General features: G+C 56.3%; 18 protein-coding genes and 2 riboswitches. All 18 genes read right to left on the bottom strand.

Annotation, left to right across the window (positions count from 1 at the left end; translation table 11 throughout):
* Nucleotides 1–5: 5 nt before the first annotated feature.
* A complete protein-coding gene (locus ACFSO0_RS16550; RefSeq protein WP_376882003.1) occupies nt 6–1292 on the bottom strand; it encodes an acetylornithine deacetylase in 1287 nt (428 codons plus the stop codon).
* A gap of 1 nt (nt 1293) precedes the next feature.
* The gene (locus tag ACFSO0_RS16545; protein WP_376882002.1) at nt 1294–2064 is read right to left on the bottom strand and encodes a thiazole synthase; all 771 of its coding nucleotides are present in this window, start codon (nt 2062–2064) and stop codon (nt 1294–1296) included.
* 6 nt (nt 2065–2070) lie between these two features.
* Nucleotides 2071–2274, bottom strand: a complete 204-nt coding sequence (gene thiS, locus ACFSO0_RS16540; protein WP_376882001.1) for a sulfur carrier protein ThiS — start codon at nt 2272–2274, stop codon at nt 2071–2073.
* A gap of 175 nt (nt 2275–2449) precedes the next feature.
* Nucleotides 2450–2560: riboswitch (TPP riboswitch) on the bottom strand.
* Nucleotides 2561–2597: 37 nt separating this feature from the next.
* Nucleotides 2598–2978, bottom strand: a complete 381-nt coding sequence (gene kapB, locus ACFSO0_RS16535; protein WP_376881999.1) for a sporulation phosphorelay system protein KapB — start codon at nt 2976–2978, stop codon at nt 2598–2600.
* Between the two features lie 28 nt (nt 2979–3006).
* Nucleotides 3007–4227, bottom strand: coding sequence for an alanyl-tRNA editing protein (locus tag ACFSO0_RS16530; protein ID WP_376881998.1), 1221 nt, complete (start codon nt 4225–4227; stop codon nt 3007–3009).
* A 276-nt stretch (nt 4228–4503) separates the two neighbouring features.
* Nucleotides 4504–4731: a hypothetical protein gene (locus tag ACFSO0_RS16525; protein WP_376881997.1), complete on the bottom strand. Its 228-nt coding sequence runs from the start codon at nt 4729–4731 to the stop codon at nt 4504–4506.
* Between the two features lie 173 nt (nt 4732–4904).
* Nucleotides 4905–6188, bottom strand: coding sequence for a glycoside hydrolase family 18 protein (locus ACFSO0_RS16520; protein ID WP_376881996.1), 1284 nt, complete (start codon nt 6186–6188; stop codon nt 4905–4907).
* A gap of 65 nt (nt 6189–6253) precedes the next feature.
* Nucleotides 6254–6562, bottom strand: coding sequence for a thioredoxin family protein (locus ACFSO0_RS16515; RefSeq protein ID WP_376881995.1), 309 nt, complete (start codon nt 6560–6562; stop codon nt 6254–6256).
* A 234-nt stretch (nt 6563–6796) separates the two neighbouring features.
* Nucleotides 6797–8293: a long-chain-fatty-acid--CoA ligase gene (locus tag ACFSO0_RS16510; protein WP_376883237.1), complete on the bottom strand. Its 1497-nt coding sequence runs from the start codon at nt 8291–8293 to the stop codon at nt 6797–6799.
* 275 nt (nt 8294–8568) lie between these two features.
* The gene (gene nrdF / locus ACFSO0_RS16505) at nt 8569–9522 is read right to left on the bottom strand and encodes a class 1b ribonucleoside-diphosphate reductase subunit beta (RefSeq protein WP_376881993.1); all 954 of its coding nucleotides are present in this window, start codon (nt 9520–9522) and stop codon (nt 8569–8571) included.
* A 57-nt stretch (nt 9523–9579) separates the two neighbouring features.
* Complete coding sequence (gene nrdE, locus ACFSO0_RS16500; RefSeq protein ID WP_376881992.1) at nt 9580–11664, bottom strand: class 1b ribonucleoside-diphosphate reductase subunit alpha; 2085 nt, start codon at nt 11662–11664, stop codon at nt 9580–9582.
* Nucleotides 11651–12010, bottom strand: coding sequence for a class Ib ribonucleoside-diphosphate reductase assembly flavoprotein NrdI (gene nrdI, locus ACFSO0_RS16495; RefSeq protein ID WP_376883235.1), 360 nt, complete (start codon nt 12008–12010; stop codon nt 11651–11653). The genes nrdE and nrdI overlap by 14 nt, the downstream gene beginning before the upstream one ends.
* A 140-nt stretch (nt 12011–12150) precedes the next feature.
* Nucleotides 12151–12349, bottom strand: a riboswitch (cobalamin riboswitch).
* A 160-nt stretch (nt 12350–12509) separates the two neighbouring features.
* On the bottom strand, nt 12510–13022 hold the full coding sequence (locus ACFSO0_RS16490; protein ID WP_376881991.1) for an ACT domain-containing protein: 513 nt from the start codon (nt 13020–13022) through the stop codon (nt 12510–12512).
* Between the two features lie 35 nt (nt 13023–13057).
* Nucleotides 13058–13387, bottom strand: a complete 330-nt coding sequence (locus ACFSO0_RS16485; RefSeq protein ID WP_376881990.1) for a hypothetical protein — start codon at nt 13385–13387, stop codon at nt 13058–13060.
* A 16-nt stretch (nt 13388–13403) separates the two neighbouring features.
* Complete coding sequence (mnmA, locus tag ACFSO0_RS16480; RefSeq protein ID WP_376881989.1) at nt 13404–14522, bottom strand: tRNA 2-thiouridine(34) synthase MnmA; 1119 nt, start codon at nt 14520–14522, stop codon at nt 13404–13406.
* A gap of 150 nt (nt 14523–14672) precedes the next feature.
* Nucleotides 14673–14897 carry a small acid-soluble spore protein Tlp gene (gene tlp / locus ACFSO0_RS16475; RefSeq protein WP_376881987.1) on the bottom strand — a complete coding sequence of 75 codons (225 nt, stop codon included), beginning with the start codon at nt 14895–14897 and terminating at the stop codon, nt 14673–14675.
* 128 nt (nt 14898–15025) lie between these two features.
* Complete coding sequence (locus tag ACFSO0_RS16470; RefSeq protein ID WP_376881986.1) at nt 15026–15370, bottom strand: DUF952 domain-containing protein; 345 nt, start codon at nt 15368–15370, stop codon at nt 15026–15028.
* A gap of 30 nt (nt 15371–15400) precedes the next feature.
* Nucleotides 15401–15643: a hypothetical protein gene (locus ACFSO0_RS16465; protein WP_376881985.1), complete on the bottom strand. Its 243-nt coding sequence runs from the start codon at nt 15641–15643 to the stop codon at nt 15401–15403.
* Nucleotides 15644–15730: the final 87 nt, after the last annotated feature.

Below are 15730 nucleotides of genomic sequence, written 5' to 3'. Positions count from 1 at the left end.
CGTCTTCACTCCTCTCCTGCTTTTTCCGTTTGGCACCAGTCCGCGATAAATCGTGCCATGACCTGGGCGAATTGAACCAACTGCTCCGGATCGATTGACTCGTCAACAGCATGGGCATGCTTCAGCTCACCGGGACCGAACAGCACGGCGGGAATCCCCGCATGGGCGAACCAGCCGACATCCGTCACGGTTGGCGAAATGTCGATGACAGGTGACTGCCGCAGCTGCTGTTCGTAGGCGCGTTGCAAAGTCACGAGGCCGGGGTGAGCGGTGTCCAGCTCCAGCGACGGGAAGATTTCTCCGCGCTCCTCGATCATGGAGCGCCCTCCCCAGCGGAATGTCGGCGGATTGTCGCGCAGCCAGATGTCTGCCTCCGCCGTTCTCCCCACGTGGTCTTCGATCTCGCGGATGATGTCTTCGTACGATTCGTTCGGGTAAAAGTGGACCGTGATCCACAGGGCGCATTTGTCCGCGAGAAAAGCCGCGTGCCGTCCGCCTTCGATGACGGCCGGATTGATCGTGCTGGTGCCTGGCGGAAAGCCCGGATACACCTTCATCACCGCCCAGTGACGCTCCAGCTCCTGCAGCGAAGCGATCACTTTCATCATCTTTTCAATCGCCGATGCGCCGTGGACGCGGCCGCCAGCGTGGATCGTCTTCGCCCGCATGCCGTCGTGCAGCGTCGTCTTGCTCTCGATGGTAATCCATCCGGTAATGACGCCGCCCTGCCCCTGCATGTGCAGGTTGCTCGTATCGACGACGACGGCGTAATCGGCGCGATGCCCTCGCTCGATGGCAGTCAGCGTCCCGGCCTCTCCCGCTTCCTCGCCAATTACGGACTGGAACAAAAGATCGCCGCTCAGCTCGACACCGTGCTCGCGAAGCTTTCGGATGGCAAACAGGCTAGCGGCAAGTCCGCCCTTCATATCGGCAACTCCGCGGCCGTACCAGCGTCCGTCGCTGCCTTTCGTCAACGCGAACGGCGGATACGTCCAGCCCCCGGCGTCCCCGACTTCGGCTACGTCGATATGGCCGTTGATGATCAGGCTGTTGGCTCTGCCGGACGCCGTACCTGGCAATCGGCCGACAACGTTGTCATCTCCGGGAAAGACGGGCCAGCGATCTACCGCAAAGCCCATCTGCTCGAGTTCCTGTGCGATCAAGTCCTGTGCTTGCCCACTGTTTCGTGCAGGGGGGCTGACTGTCGGACACGCGACCAGCTTGGCCAGCAACGCAAACAATTCATCCTGACCCTTGGCGATCGACTCCATTGCTGCTGCAAGGCGCTCCACGTTACTCGATCATTCCTTCTGTCGGGCTGCTCGCAGAAGCGTACCGTTTTTTCGGGATGCGCCCGGCGAGGAATCCTTTGCGGCCTGCTTCTACCCCCAGTCGCATCGCTTCGGCCATGAGCACCGGGTTGTCGGCGAGCGCGACCGCCGTATTTAACAGAACGCCGTCTGCGCCCAGCTCCATCGCCTTCGCGCAGTCCGCTGGTGAACCGATGCCCGCATCGACAATGACCGGCAATTTCGCGTCCTCGATGATGAAGCGCAAATTGTTCTCGTTGATGATCCCTTGTCCGGAACCGATCGGCGATGCACCCGGCATAACCGCATGCACGCCGACTTCCTGCAGGCGGCGTGCAAGGATCGGATCGTCGTTGGTGTAGGTCAGTACGATGAAGCCTTCTTCTACCAGTATGCGGGAAGCTTCCAGCGTGCCGATCGGATCAGGCAGCAGCGTCTTCGGATCGCCGATGACCTCTACCTTGATCATGTCGCAGAGCCCGGATGCTTTCGCGAGACGGGCAATGCGCACCGCTTCTTCCGCCGTGTACGCCCCTGCGGTGTTCGGCAGCAAGGTGTACTTTTTCAAATCGAGCTGTTCCAAAAAGTTGGGCTCGTGCGGATTTTCCAAATTCAGCCGGCGAATGGCAAACGTCAAAATCTCGGCTTGCGAAGCATCCACCGCCTTTCCTTGCGTCTCTAAATCAGCAAATTTTCCCGTGCCCAAGAGCAAGCGGGAGCGAAACTCGTAAGGTCCTATTTTCCATGTATCCATGTTGATTCATCCTCCTCCGACAAAATGAACGATTTCGATCCGGTCCCCATCTGCAATCGGTGCATCTTCATAACGGCTGCGGTCGATGATGTCGCCGTTTTGCTCCACGACGACGATCTTCTCCTGCAGCTGATAGGACGCGAGCAGGGCGCGAACCGTACGGATTTCTTCGGCCAGCTCGACTTTTTTTCCGTTCAGCACAACGACCATCGTATTCCTCCCATCTATGCAGATAACTTGGCAGCTTCGAGCCATTGGCGAGTCTGCACAAAAAAACGACTTCTCCTGCCGCTGGACTCTTGCCAGCAATAAATAGAAGAAGCCGTCATTCCACACATCCTGCAGATAGTAAAAAAACCATCCGCCGTGGATGGTTTGGTTCATAACGATACGTTATACCTCTTCCTCCGCTGGCATGACCCAGTTCAGGTTCAACGGTCAGTAACACACTCGTTACAATCTCAGCCGACGATGCTCGGCTCCCGCTTGGTAGTCGTCTATTCGGTTGTTGTTCCGTGATTTACAGTACCACTCTACTTCGGATTTGTAAAGGTTTCCTTGTACAATGCCTCCAGCTCGACCAGGCAGCGCTGTGCCCATTTGGACATTTTGCGCATTTTTTCCATCTCTCGCTCCATAGCTGACCGGACGGATTCCTTGTAGTCCGGTATGGAACCGTTATAGCGCATCAAGGCGTTGCCCGCGGCGTAAAACTTCTCCTGGTAAGACAAGGCAGGGCGCTGGTGAAACAGCGGCACGTCCACTTCAAAGGAGGTGTGCAAATCCCCCTGGGTAGGAAACCTGGTGACCGCCAGCACTTTGACGAGCACCTTGGCGTCGCCCCCCTCCACGACTTCTGCGATGTACTCGCCCGTTTTTTGCGATACACGCACGATATCTCCCGGATTCCACATGCGTTTCGTTCCTCCTCGTTGACTTTCGTTACTTGCTTCCTTGCGCCAGCGCGGCTTCCAGCTGCTCTCTTGCGTGTGCCAGCACTTCTTCCGCAGGGCGAACAGGCTGGCCGCCGCCCTGTGCCATCGCCGGATTCCCGCCGCCTTTTCCTTCGATCAGGGGAAGCGTCTCCTTCATCAACTGATTGACGGCGACGCTCACTTCAGGTCCGCGGGCAAACACGAGCTGCAGCTTTTCGCCGGTCGCGGCCAGCAGGCAGATAACGTCAGGCGCCTGCGCGACAGCTTGCTGGGAAAACTGCTGAAGCTGTTGAATCGAACGGTCTGCAAACGTCAGCTGCAGCAGACGGCAAGCTCCGAGTCGCTCCGCTTGTGCGAGCTGCTGGCGGACTTCGCCTTCGAGCAGCAGCCTCTCTTTTTCCTGCAAACTCTGCTTGAGCGCATCGCGTTCGGCCACGAGCCGCTCAGTCTGGGCGACGAGTTCGGCATCGCCAGTCATAAGCAGCCTGGCCGCTTCCCGCACTGCCGCCTGCTTCCGGCTGTAATCGCGCAGGGCGCGCCAGCCGCAGATGAACTCCAGCCGGATGTTGCCCCGATGGCGTTCCCAGCCGAGAATTTTGATCATGCCGACCTCGCCGGTGCGTGCCGGATGTGTCCCGCCGCACGGGTTGTAGTCGTATTCCGGAATGATGACCACACGTATGTTTTCCGTCACAGTCGGCTGCTTTTTCAGCGGCAGCGTCGCGAGTTCCTCGTCATCGACGAAGCGGGCTTCAATCGGGCGGTTTTCCAGCACGACCTGATTGGCGCGCAGTTCGACGGCCTCCCACACCACAGTCGTCAGCTCATCGAGCCGCACGTCGATGGTGACACGCTCTTTTCCCAAATGGAAAGCGACGGTCTCCGCCCCTGCGACCTCCAGAAAAGCCGCGGACAAAATATGCTGGCCCGCATGCTGCTGCATATGGTCGAACCGCCGCTCCCAGTCGATCCGGCCAGCAACCGTTCCGACGTCTTCTGGCAAGGTAGCCGCCAGCCGATGTCGAATTTCTCCCTCGACTTCCTCCACATCGATGACTGCTACGTCGCCGAGCACCCCTAGATCACAAGGCTGCCCGCCGCCTGTCGGGTAAAACGCCGTCTGGCCAAGCACGACAAACGGAGTTCCGTCCGCTTCCGTCCCCCGCTTGACCACGTCTGCCGTAAACGTCTGCACGTAGGCATCCTGATAGTACAATCTGTCTTTCATATTTTCATGACTCCTTGCTCCGCGATGCAAAAGCTGTTGCCTTTGCAACCGGCATTTTCTCCCGCTGTAGGTTGCGGGTTGAATAGGTACTGGAGGTGATCTCCTTGTCCAATAAGTATTTTACACGTGAAGAAACCAACGAACTGTTGCCGTATGTACGCGAAGCGCTTACCTTTTTGCAGGTAGCCAATCGCACTTTCTATATGCTATGCCAGCGCAGAGAACCGCTCAAAAAACAGCAGCCAACCAGCGAGGGCGAGCAGTTTGCCAGCGGCTTTATCCCAACAGCAGCGCCATTTTCGCTTCCCGCTCTTTGCGCTCCTCTTGTGTCGCCAGGTCGTATTTTTTCAAAAGGTGAAACAGTTCGTTCAGTTCTTCCTGGGATCGTTCGACTTTCAGCCATGCGCGCAGTTGTTCTGCCTGCTGCTGCGGCAAAAACGGCGCTTGCTCGGCCAGCTTTTTCTGCACATCCTCCGCACTGTGATCCAGCTTGCATTCCCCCATCTTCTTCCCTCCTCCCGGCGCAGACGCTTCCAAGTTCTTTTTCCCATCATACCACGTTTGCGGCGGGGAAGAAAACGCTGCGGCTGTACTGGAGAGACGAGTCTGCCATGCACTTTTGACCCGCTTTCGTAAAAAAGGCGTGCAGCCCGGCCGGATTGCACGCCTTTTTGTCCTCACGCACGCTTGCGTACGCGAAAGTTGTTTTCGATGAGCAGCCAGTTTTGCGGAAACGGCAGCCCGAGCTTCCAGTAGCTCACGCCGCGCAGCCCGAGCCGCTTGACGAGGTCAAATTTGGCCTGGATGGAACGGGCGTCCTCGAACCAGACCTGGTGCCGCCTCCCCTGATCGTCCGTGTATTCAAAAAAGGGAGCTTGCGCCCGGTAGTCGTACTGGATAGCGACTTGATGCTCCGCTGCCAGGGCGATTGCTGCCTGCGGACTTAATGCCTTGGCCGTCGTCCCCGGCTCGAAAGGCAGCGTCCAGTCGTAGCCGTACAAATTTTGCCCCATCAAGATTTTTTCCGCCGGCATTTCCGTCAGGGCGTACTGAAGCACTCTGCGTACGGGACCGATTGGGGAGACAGCCATCGGGGGTCCTCCGCTGTACCCCCATTCATACGTCATGATGACGACAAAATCCGCAATTTCTCCGATCGCCCGATAGTCGTGGGCGGTGTACCATCTTCCTTGCTGCTGCGCGCTCGTCTTGGGTGCAAGTGCGACGGACATCATCATCCCGGCCGCCTGTGCCCGCTGCTTGGCTCTGCGCAAAAAGCGGACATACGCCTCGCGATCCGACGGGGGCAATGCCTCCATGTCGAAGTGGATGTCCCCCATTCCCAACTCTCGCGCCGTAGCAAAGACCGAATCGAGTACCTTGTTTTGCAAATCCATATCGTTTAGGACCAGCCCGCCCAGCTCCGTGCTGAACTGGTCGCCTTCCAGATTGGTCACGACCAGCATCATCACGACCTGGTTATCGCGTGCGATCGCCGGAAAATTGTTCAGCGGCGGCCGCGCCAACGTCCCGTCGCGCCTGATGCGAAAGCTGAACGGCGCCAGATATGTCAAATGCGGTGCCGCTCTGCGCACGTCGTCCTCCAACGCTTGGGAAACCTGCCGCCGCGGCTCCGCATACGCATTAAAATCAGCTGCTCGCCTCGGCCGCGGCGGAATGTACAGCTTTTGTCCGACCTGCAAGGGGCGGTATTGGGAAATGCCGTTCACGCGTGCCAGCTCTGCCGCACTGATGTTGTACCGCTGCCCGATCGTGTACAGCGTATCCCCTTGCCGCACCCAGTAAAAGCTGCCCTCAATCGGAATCACCAGCGCCTGTCCGATGACAAGGTTCGCAGGATCGGGCAGCTCGTTGGCCCTCGCAATTTCCGCTGCAGTCGTCCCGTATGTTTCGGCGATGCCAGACAGCGATTGGCCACGTTCCACTACATGAATCTGCATACGCCTCCTCCTTCGCAAATCTGTCTCACTCTTTTTTATGCCGCGCGAAGGAAATAGGTGTATGTCTAGTGCAATCCTTTTAACCGCTCAAAGAGAAAGCCCGCAGACTGCATGGCAAAGTGGCGTTCGCGCAGTTCACCTGCACAAAACAGCAGCAGTGCGGGCACGCTCTGAATCTCCCACTGGGCGGCGATCTGCGGTGCCGTGTTGACGTTCATACGGCAGACTTCGACTTGCGGCAGCGCTTCGCAGACGACCGCGAGCATGCGCTCCGCCAGCTTGCAGGTGCCGCACATCGGCGTGTAGATGAACAGGGCAAACGACTCCTTTTCCTGGAGCTTTTGGCGGAAATGCTCCGCCGATACTTCCTGCACGCAAATTTCCCCCTTGGCTTCAAGTTTGCTCTACCTAACTTACTACAATACAGCCATTCAGGCATGAGAACAAGGGAATGCACGCACCCATGTCATCTACCCACCCGTTTACCGACAACCCGCAAAAAATTGCACCCCCAGCTATCAGATGTGTCCAACAGATGGGGGCAGTTCACCCGATGCTCGGTCTCCACGAGAAGCCTGTCGGCACTTCCCGGCACCGTGCTTCACCCGCTATTTGCGGAGCGAGCGGCGTAAAATTTTGCCTGTGCTGTTTTTCGGCAACTCCTTGACGAATTCGACTTGCCGCGGAATCTTGTACTTCGCAAGCTTATCGGAGCAGAACGCGACGATCTCTTCCTGCGAGACAGCGACTTCCTTTAAGGCGACGAACGCTTTGACTGCTTCGCCGTGCACTTCGTCCGGCACGCCGATCACTGCCGCCTCGATGATGGCCGGATGCTGGTAGAGCACTTCCTCTACCTCGCGGGGATAGACGTTGTAGCCGTCTACGAGAATCATATCTTTTTTCCGGTCGACAATGTAGACGTAACCGTCCTCGTCCATCCGGGCAAGGTCTCCGGTGTAGAGCCATCCATCCTTCAATGTTGCTTTGGTCTCTTCCGGAAGACCGAGATAGCCCAGCATGACGTTGGGACCTTTGACAATCAGCTCGCCGACTTCACCTCTTGGCACCTCGTTGCCTTCCGGATCTACGACTTTGTTGCTCACGCCCGGCAGATCGATCCCTACAGAGCCTGGCTTGCGCGTGCCGCGAATCGGATTGAACAAGGTTGCCGGAGCCGCTTCGGACAGACCGTAGCCTTCCATGATCTTCACGCCGAATTTGTCCTCGAATTTGTGCAGCAATTCGACCGGCATCGAAGCCCCGCCGGAGCAGCACACGCGGATGGTCGCAAAGTCCCTGCGCGCAGCGTCAGGAGTCTGCAGCATGTAGTTGTACATGGTAGGCACACCCGCGAAGCAGGACGCTTTCTGCTCGCGGATGAGCGCGATGACCTCTGCGGGATGGAATCGCTGGGCGATCAGCACGGTCGCACCGGCGCGGATGGGTCCGTTCAGGCAGACCGTCATGCAAAAGACGTGGAACATCGGCAGCACGGCCACGACCCGATCGTCCGGCTCCAGCTCGAACAAGACGCCCATCGCCTCCGCATTGGAGTCCATGTTGCGGTGGGAGAGCATCGCTCCTTTCGGCTGCCCGGTCGTGCCGGACGTGTACAAAATGACAGCCAGATCATCTTCATGCCGCTCGGGTCTGGCAAATTCCGTCTCTCTTTCAGCAATCAATTGCGGGATCGTCAGCTCGCTGCCAGTCGGTTCGGTGTAAACGACGAACTGCAGCTCGGCAAGCTCCGGACGCAAGGCGGAGAGGGTCTTCTCCAGCGCGGAGAGAGCGATCACCGCTTTTGCCTTGCTGTTGGACAAAATATAGCCGATCTCTCGCGGAGTATAGATAGGATTCATCGGGACGACCGCTGCGCCCACTCGCAGGATCGCATAGTAAGCGCTTACAAATTCAGGACGATTGTCCAGCAAAAGCGCCACTGCATCCCCTTTCCCAATTCCCCGCTTCGCAAGAGCCGCTGCCAGATACTCGACCTGCTGATCCAGCTCTGCGTACGTCACGCTCTCGCCCTGGAACACGTACGCGGCACGATCAGGGAATCGCTGGGCACTACGCTTCAAATTCTCGTTCAAATCGTACATCACATGTCTACCTCCTTTTGAAAAATTTTAACATTCTGAATACTATCAGGAAAGCATCACTTTTCCATTTTGTCCGAGTTTTGCGAGGAACGACGCGGCGTGTTTTCTTTGCGTATGGTAAAGGACTGGATGGAAATGCCGCCGAGATGCTGCCGGTACAGCCTGTCACCGAGCGAAGGGAGGGAGAGCGGGAACGAACGACCCGTACAATTTTTAGACGGAAAAGCAAAGAACCCAATCCCTGGCAGGAACGGGCTCTTTGCGGACGCTGCCGATCAATCAAACCGGAAATCGTCGTCCGTCAGCGGCTCGACATGAATGGAACGCACGTAGCCATTCCCTTTTTTGGAGAAAAAGTCATGCTGTTTCGTATGCGTGCGGATGCCGTTGAGCACGATCGGATTGACCTCTTCTTCCGGGAAAACGGGGTCCAGCCCCAGATTCATCAACGCTTTGTTGGCGTTGTACCGCACGTAGGCATGCACTTCGTCAGCCAGACCGATGGCGGTATACAGCTCGGTCGTATACGCTTCCTCATTGCGCTGCAGCTCGCCCAGCAGCTGATGCAGCTCCTCCCGGCACGCCTGCTGCTCGCTTACGCTCAGCCGCTCGAATACTTCCTGTGCCAGGACGCCTACGTACAGACCGTGGATGCTCTCGTCGCGGACGATCAGGTCGATGATCTCCCCGCTGCTCGTCATCTTGCCCTGTCCGGCCAGATAAAGCGGGTAAAAGAAGCCGCTGTAAAACAGGTAGCTTTCCAAAAATACAGACGCGACCATCGCCATGTACAAGTCCTTTTGCGTGCGGATCTCCTGATAGCGGCTGGAGATCAGCTTTGCCTTCAGCTGCAGGCGCGGATTTTGCTCCACCCAGCTGAAAATTTCGTCGATCTCCTCCGTCGCCGCCAGCGTCGTGAAAATACTGCTGTACGACTTGGCGTGGATTTGCTCCATCATGCCCATAAAGGCGAGCACAGCCTTGCGCTGCAGCCCGTCGACATGTTCCATGATTTTCGGCATGCCCACGCCGCCCTGGACGGTATCGAGCAAGGTGAGGCCGCCAAGCACTTTTTTGTACGTGTCACGCTCGGCTGCCGTCAGCTCCATCCAGGACATCTTGTCGTCGGAGAGGGGGATTTCATCATCTGTCCAAAACTGCATGATGTTCTGGTTCCAAAAGGTCATCGTAAAATCGTCGTCTGGCCTGTTCCAATTGACAGCTTTCATTGCGTTGTTCCTCTTCTCTCTCGTTTGCTTGTTCGTCCCTCTATCGCTCGCCGCCCGCTAGACCGCGCAGCTGATGCACTCCTCCACGGTCAAATGCTTCGTGCGGGTATAGTACAGCGATTTCAGCCCTTTTTTGGCTGCGTAAATGTAGTAACGCGCCAGCTCGCGCGTGGAGATGCTGCTGTTCACATGCAGCACGGTCGAGATGCCCTGGTCGACATGCTCCTGGATTTCGGCGATCAGATCGATCACTTTGAACTGATCCATGGTATACGCGGATTTGTAGTAGAAGTAATTTTCCGGCGACAGGTACGGCATCGGGTAGTAGGTCGTCGAGTTGGCGTACGTCCTCGTCTCGATGTGCTCGACAATCGGCATGACGCTCGACGTCGCGTTCTGAATGTAGGAAATGCTCTGTGTCGGCGCGATGGCCAGACGGTACGCGTGATACAGGCCGTACGTCTGGACAAGCTGCTTCAAGGCTGCCCAATCCTCTGGTGTCGGCACGTGCATGCCGGCAAAAAGCTGCTTGCCTCGCTCCGTCCGCGGTCGATAATCGTTTTCCAGGTATTTGGCAAAATACGTGCCTTTGGCGTACTCCGACTGCTCGAAGCCAAGGAAAGTCGTGCCCCTCTCCCGGGCGATCTGCATGCTCTTTTCCAGCGAGTAGTAATTCATCATCATAAAGAAGGTACGGGCGAAATCTTTGGCTTCCTCGCTCTCGTAGGCGATCTTGTTTTTCGCCAAAAAACCGTGCAGATTCATGGCGCCGAGCCCGACGGAATGCAGCTCGCGGTTCGCCTTCTGGACGCCCGGGGCATTCTCCACCGTCGTCATGTCGCTGACCGCCGTGATGGCTTCGATCCCTTCGTAGACGGACTCACGGATCATTTTTTGCTCCATGACGTTGACGATGTTGAGCGAAGCCAGATTGCAGCTGATGTCGCGGCGGATGATGTCCGGCTCGCCGTAGTTGTTGATCGTCGACGTGTCCTGCAGTTGGAAGATCTCGGTGCACAGGTTGGACATTTTCACAGAACCGATGTCTTTTAAGGCGTGGTTTCTGTTGGCGTTTGTCTTGTTCATGATGTACGGATACCCGGACTCGAGCTGGACCATGGCGATCTTGGTCAACATCTCGCGTGCGCTCATGAGCGTTCTTTTCTTCACGCGGTCGTTGGCGAGCAGCTCTTCGTACATCTCGTCCATGTCCATGTCGTCCAGGTGTCTGCCATACTCTTTATAAACCGAGTACGGGGCAAATACGGTCAGCGGCTTGTCTTCCTCCGCCAGCTTGTAGAACATATTGGGGACGATCAGACCGATGGACAGCGTCTTGATCCTCGCTTTTTCGTCGGCGTTAATCTTTTTGCAGTCGAGAAATTCGCCTACATCCCAGCCAAAAATGTTGTAGTACGCAGCTCCGGAGCCTTTGCGCTGCCCCATCTGGTCGGCGTAGGAGAAGGCGTCCTCCAGCAGCTTGAGCACAGGCATGATACCTTTGGCGGCACCTTCCACGCCTTTGATCGGCTCTCCCCGGCCGCGCAGCTTGGACAGATTGACGGCGACGCCACCGCCGATCTTGGACAGCTGCATGCACGTCCCGAGAATGTAGTTGATCGAGTTGAGCGAATCGTCCATTTCGAGCAAAAAGCACGATACCATCTCTCCCCGCCGGCTCTTTCCGGCATTCAAAAAGGTCGGCGTGGCCGGCTGCAAGCGTTGGTCCATCATGGACACCGCAAGCCGTTTCGCCCGTTCAAAATCTCCCTGTGCCAGCGACAGCGCGACGATCGCGACGCGGTCCGAATATTGCTCCAGATAGTACGCCTTGTCGTCCGTCTTGAGCGCGTAGTCCTTGTAAAACTTCGAGGCCGCCATGTAGGAGGCAAACCGGAACGGCGCTTCCTTCGTCAAGCGGGTCACTTCCTCCACCTGCTCCTCGGAATAGCGCTCGTATACATTTTCGTAGTAATCGTTCTCGATCAGGTACTGCATACGTTCCTTCACGCTGGCGAAGGTCATCGTCTTCGCTTCCACTTCGCGCAGAAACTCCTGCACGGCCTCCCTGTCTTTTTCCAGCTGGTAAAAGCCGTCTTCGCCCCGCTGCATTAATTCATTGTTCAGTTCAATATGCCGCAATCCTGGCCACCCCGCTCGTAAAATGTTCAACATCCCGGATAGTACCGGACAGTTCAAATTTGGATATGATCGGCACCCCGTACTCGCGGGCAATCGTATCCGCGCTTTTGGCAAAGCTCGCTCCCCAGTTGCGGTTGCCGCTGGCAGCGACGCCGCGCAAATAGCGATGGTTGCTTCTGAGGAAGGCGGTCACTTTTTCCGGGACTTGTCCGAAGCCGGTTGTATATGTGACCAGCACAAACGGCTCCTCAATCACCATATCTCCGGCAATTTCTACACTCGGCAAACCAAGCTTCTTGACAAATCGACGGACGTTTCCCGTCTTGGAATCGTACGCGATGAGCATCTGCCCCATCCTTTCTTCCCCGGCAATAGAAAAGCGCACTCGACGTCATGAGAATGTCGAATGCGCAAAAATCCACAGTTAGTTAAATCGACTCGCACAGCGAATCGAGCGCCCGAACACATCCCCTATCTCCCGTAGGTTTTCGTGTCAGCGGCTAGGCAGGTCTCCTGGCTCCAGTATCATGGCTTCATTTCGCCTTCCCGATCCGGTCGATCAGTGGCCTGTACGAGAAATGAAGCTCCTCTGTCACAGTGGCGGGACCGCGTCGGAATCGCACCGACTTCCCTATTAAGTCTCCCAGTTATTTTCTGGCAAGACACCCATCCGCATCAATATGTAGTTGGCAGAAATTACTTTATCTCAATATATCGTGTTCGTCAAGAGAGAGTCGAGAGTTTGCTGGCAGCTGCCGCAAGCGTGCCCGTACCCACAGACAGCAAAAAGAGAGCACCGCCCGCGAGTTTGCGGACGGTGCGCCAATCAAAGCCGACATGAGAAATTATTGCAGGGATTGCACTTTGGTAATCTGCGGCAGAGCCTCGATCGCCGCTACGACTGTCGGGGTAATCTCCTCATCCGTTACCGAGACGAGCAGCGCGTTTTTGCCCTTTTGCTCCCGCGAGACGTTGAGTTTGGAAATGTTGATCTCGTGCTCGGCCAGCTTCCGCGACACATCGTAGATTACGCCGGGATAGTCGATGTGATGCACCAGCAGGCCGTGTGCGCCAGCGGGGATGCGGCATGTGCAAAAATTGATTTCGCTGATGTACACCTCCCGCCAGTCTTGGGCAAAGGTGTACTTGTTGCCGCCTGCGCGAAGGATCGCCAGATGATTGGCGTACTCTCCGGAGCTGTGCTGCACCGGAATGCGCACCCCCAGCCCCTCCAGCAGCAGATTGGAAATTTCTTCCTTTCGTTCATGAGCCAATATGCTCAAGGAAGCTGTCTCCAGCTCAGGTTCGATCCGCGCAATGAGCCTGGCAAGCTCGCGGAGTCCAGCAAATTCGGTCATGTTATTCCCTCACTCTCCCGATATTTCCCCTCTCATCAGGGAAGAATCCACTTTTCCGGTTCTTTCACAATAGAGGAATGGTTTTCGGCGCGATACCAGGCGGTGTATGTCTTCCCATCCTTCGTATATTCAATCCTGAAAATGGTGTTGCCTTTTCCGCTGCGCTCAAACGGGCTCTCGTCCACCGGAACGGCCGTCACGCCGCCGGCCACGATGGTCCCGCCGTTTTCCTCGATCACTTTTTTGATCGTGGCCATCTGTTCCTTGCTCGTCGAGGCCATGCTCATGTAGGCAAGCCCTCCCAGCAAAAGCGCTCCCGCCAAAAAGGAGACGATAATGATTTTCGATTTTTTCGTCGGGTCCACCGCGTTCCCTCCCCCGTTACTTCCGGCTATCCTGGTCCATCAAAGTGACTCGATCAATCGTACCGCCGCCCAGACAGTATTCGCCATCGTAAAAGACGACAGCCTGGCCGGGAGTGACGGCTTTTTGCGGCTTATCGAACACGACTTCGACGGTGCCGCCTTCTCGCAAATGGACCGTAACCCCCTGATCTGGCTGGCGGTAGCGGAATTTGGCCGTACACGTAAACGTAGCAGGCGGCTCCTTGCTGCTGACCCAGCTTACGTCGGTCGCGAACAGGCTGGTGGAATACAGGCGGGGATGGTCGGAGCCTTCGCCTACGATCAGCACATTGCGCTTCAAGTCTTTGTCGACCACGAACCAGGGCTGCCCGGTCGTGCCGTGCCCGCCGCCGATACCAAGTCCCTGGCGCTGGCCCAGTGTGTAATACATCAAGCCGTCGTGGCGGCCGATGACGGTTCCCTCTACGGTCTCGATGTCGCCAGGCTTGGCCGGCAAATAGTTTTGCAAAAACTCGCGGAAATTCCGTTCCCCGATAAAGCAGATGCCGGTGCTGTCTTTCTTTTTCGCCGTCGCAAGCCCTGCCTGCTCGGCGATTTCCCGCACTTTCGCTTTAGGGAGATGGCCGATGGGAAACATCGTGCGGGACAATTGGGCCTGTCCCAGCACGTTCAGGAAGTACGTCTGATCCTTGTTGGAATCTGCGCCGCGAATCAGCTTGAATTCGCCGTCCACTTCCTTTACCTGCGCGTAGTGACCGGTCGCGATGTAGTCAGCCCCAAGGTCCATGACCTTGGCGAGCAGCTCGCCGAACTTGATCTCCCGGTTGCACATGACGTCGGGATTGGGGGTGCGCCCCCGTTTATATTCATCCAAAAAATACTGGAAGACTTTTTCCATGTACTCTTTTTCAAAATTGACAGTGTAGTATGGAATGCCGATCTGTTCACAGACGCGCCGGACATCCTGGAAATCATCTTCCGCCGTGCAGTGGCCGAATTCATCGGTATCGTCCCAGTTTTTCATGAAGATGCCGATGACGTCATATCCCTGTTGCTTGAGCAGGTAAGCCGTCACGGAGGAGTCGACTCCGCCGGACATGCCGACAACGACGCGTGTATCCTCTGGTCGTTTCATGGTCTTTCTCCTCTTTTTTCAAATAGTTCCTCTAACAGATTACCACGTTTCGCAAAACAAATCATGTCTAGTTGCACTTCTGCCGGATGGAATCTGTTCATGACAAAAAAACGCCTGTCGCACAAGCGCAACAGGCATTCTTGCGTGTATTCAGCTTTGGCTTTGGGACGCTTCGTCCTTGATCTCGGAGCGGAAGCCTTCAATGCTCTCTGCACGGCGTCTGTTTTTCGCCTCGATGTTCGCTCTTTCTTCAGCGGAAATTTCGTTCGCGTTCGCTGCGACATACGCTTGGGACTCGCGAATGTTCTCCTCCGTATTTTGCAGCATCTCCTGCAGCTTCTCTACGTTGTCTGAACGATCATCCGGTTTTGCCATCTTCTACAGGCACTCCTTTGCACATGGTTTCGTGGTGATTGCACCTGTACCATTGTGCGCCATCGCAGGAGAAAATATGTGTCAGCAGGTGGGGGACCTGTTGAAAAGGAGCAATCGGTAACGCCTCGTCAAAGGATGCTTTGCCCCAGCGTCCAATGTCCGTCCGCGCGCTGCATCTGCCTGATGTCCACGATCGCATCGCGGTTGAGCGGACCGTAAATATGGGGATAAAAAAGGCCGTCCTTTGCCTGCTCGTATTTGATGGGCGAAGCGGACTTGTCCTCATCGACGACGAGCGCAAACAGTTCGCCTTCATAGGCTGCATACACGCGGTCCGCCACTTTTCCCAGCAGCTCGTCCCCTTTGGTCGCGTGGATGAATCCTTCCTGCTCGTAGTCGCGCGGGAGGTAGTGATCCCGCCCTTCCCACTGCTGCCAGTATCCTTTTGGCACCAAACAATAGATCGTCTTCATACCGGCTTTCTCCGTTTCTCGCATCGGCTGCTACCGACGCAGATATTTGTCAATTTGGCGAATCGCCTTGTCGTAAAACATCGCTTCGATCCGTCCTTGGTCCCGTCTCCACTGGATGAAGTTTCTCAAGGAATGCAGATCGACCCAGGCGTCCTTCGATTGAGGATTGTTGCCAGGCACTTCGCCGGTAATTTCCCCATCGTACACCAGCCTGGCCATCTCGTTTGGATGATACCCGATTTGATAGGCAATCTGATGAAGTGCGATTTTCATGGAACCTCCTAGCTCCTTGCTCATGTTTCTTTTTATTTTGCCAGTCTTTCAACCGGATGCCAAGTCCTGAAAGGGCGTGCCAGAAGC

It is taken from the genome of Brevibacillus sp. GCM10020057 (assembly GCF_042683565.1).
In the GTDB taxonomy this organism is placed as follows: Bacteria; Bacillota; Bacilli; order Brevibacillales; family Brevibacillaceae; genus Brevibacillus.
The sequence above is the reverse complement of the archived record's forward strand: the minus strand, read 5'-3'. Positions and strand labels throughout refer to the sequence as shown.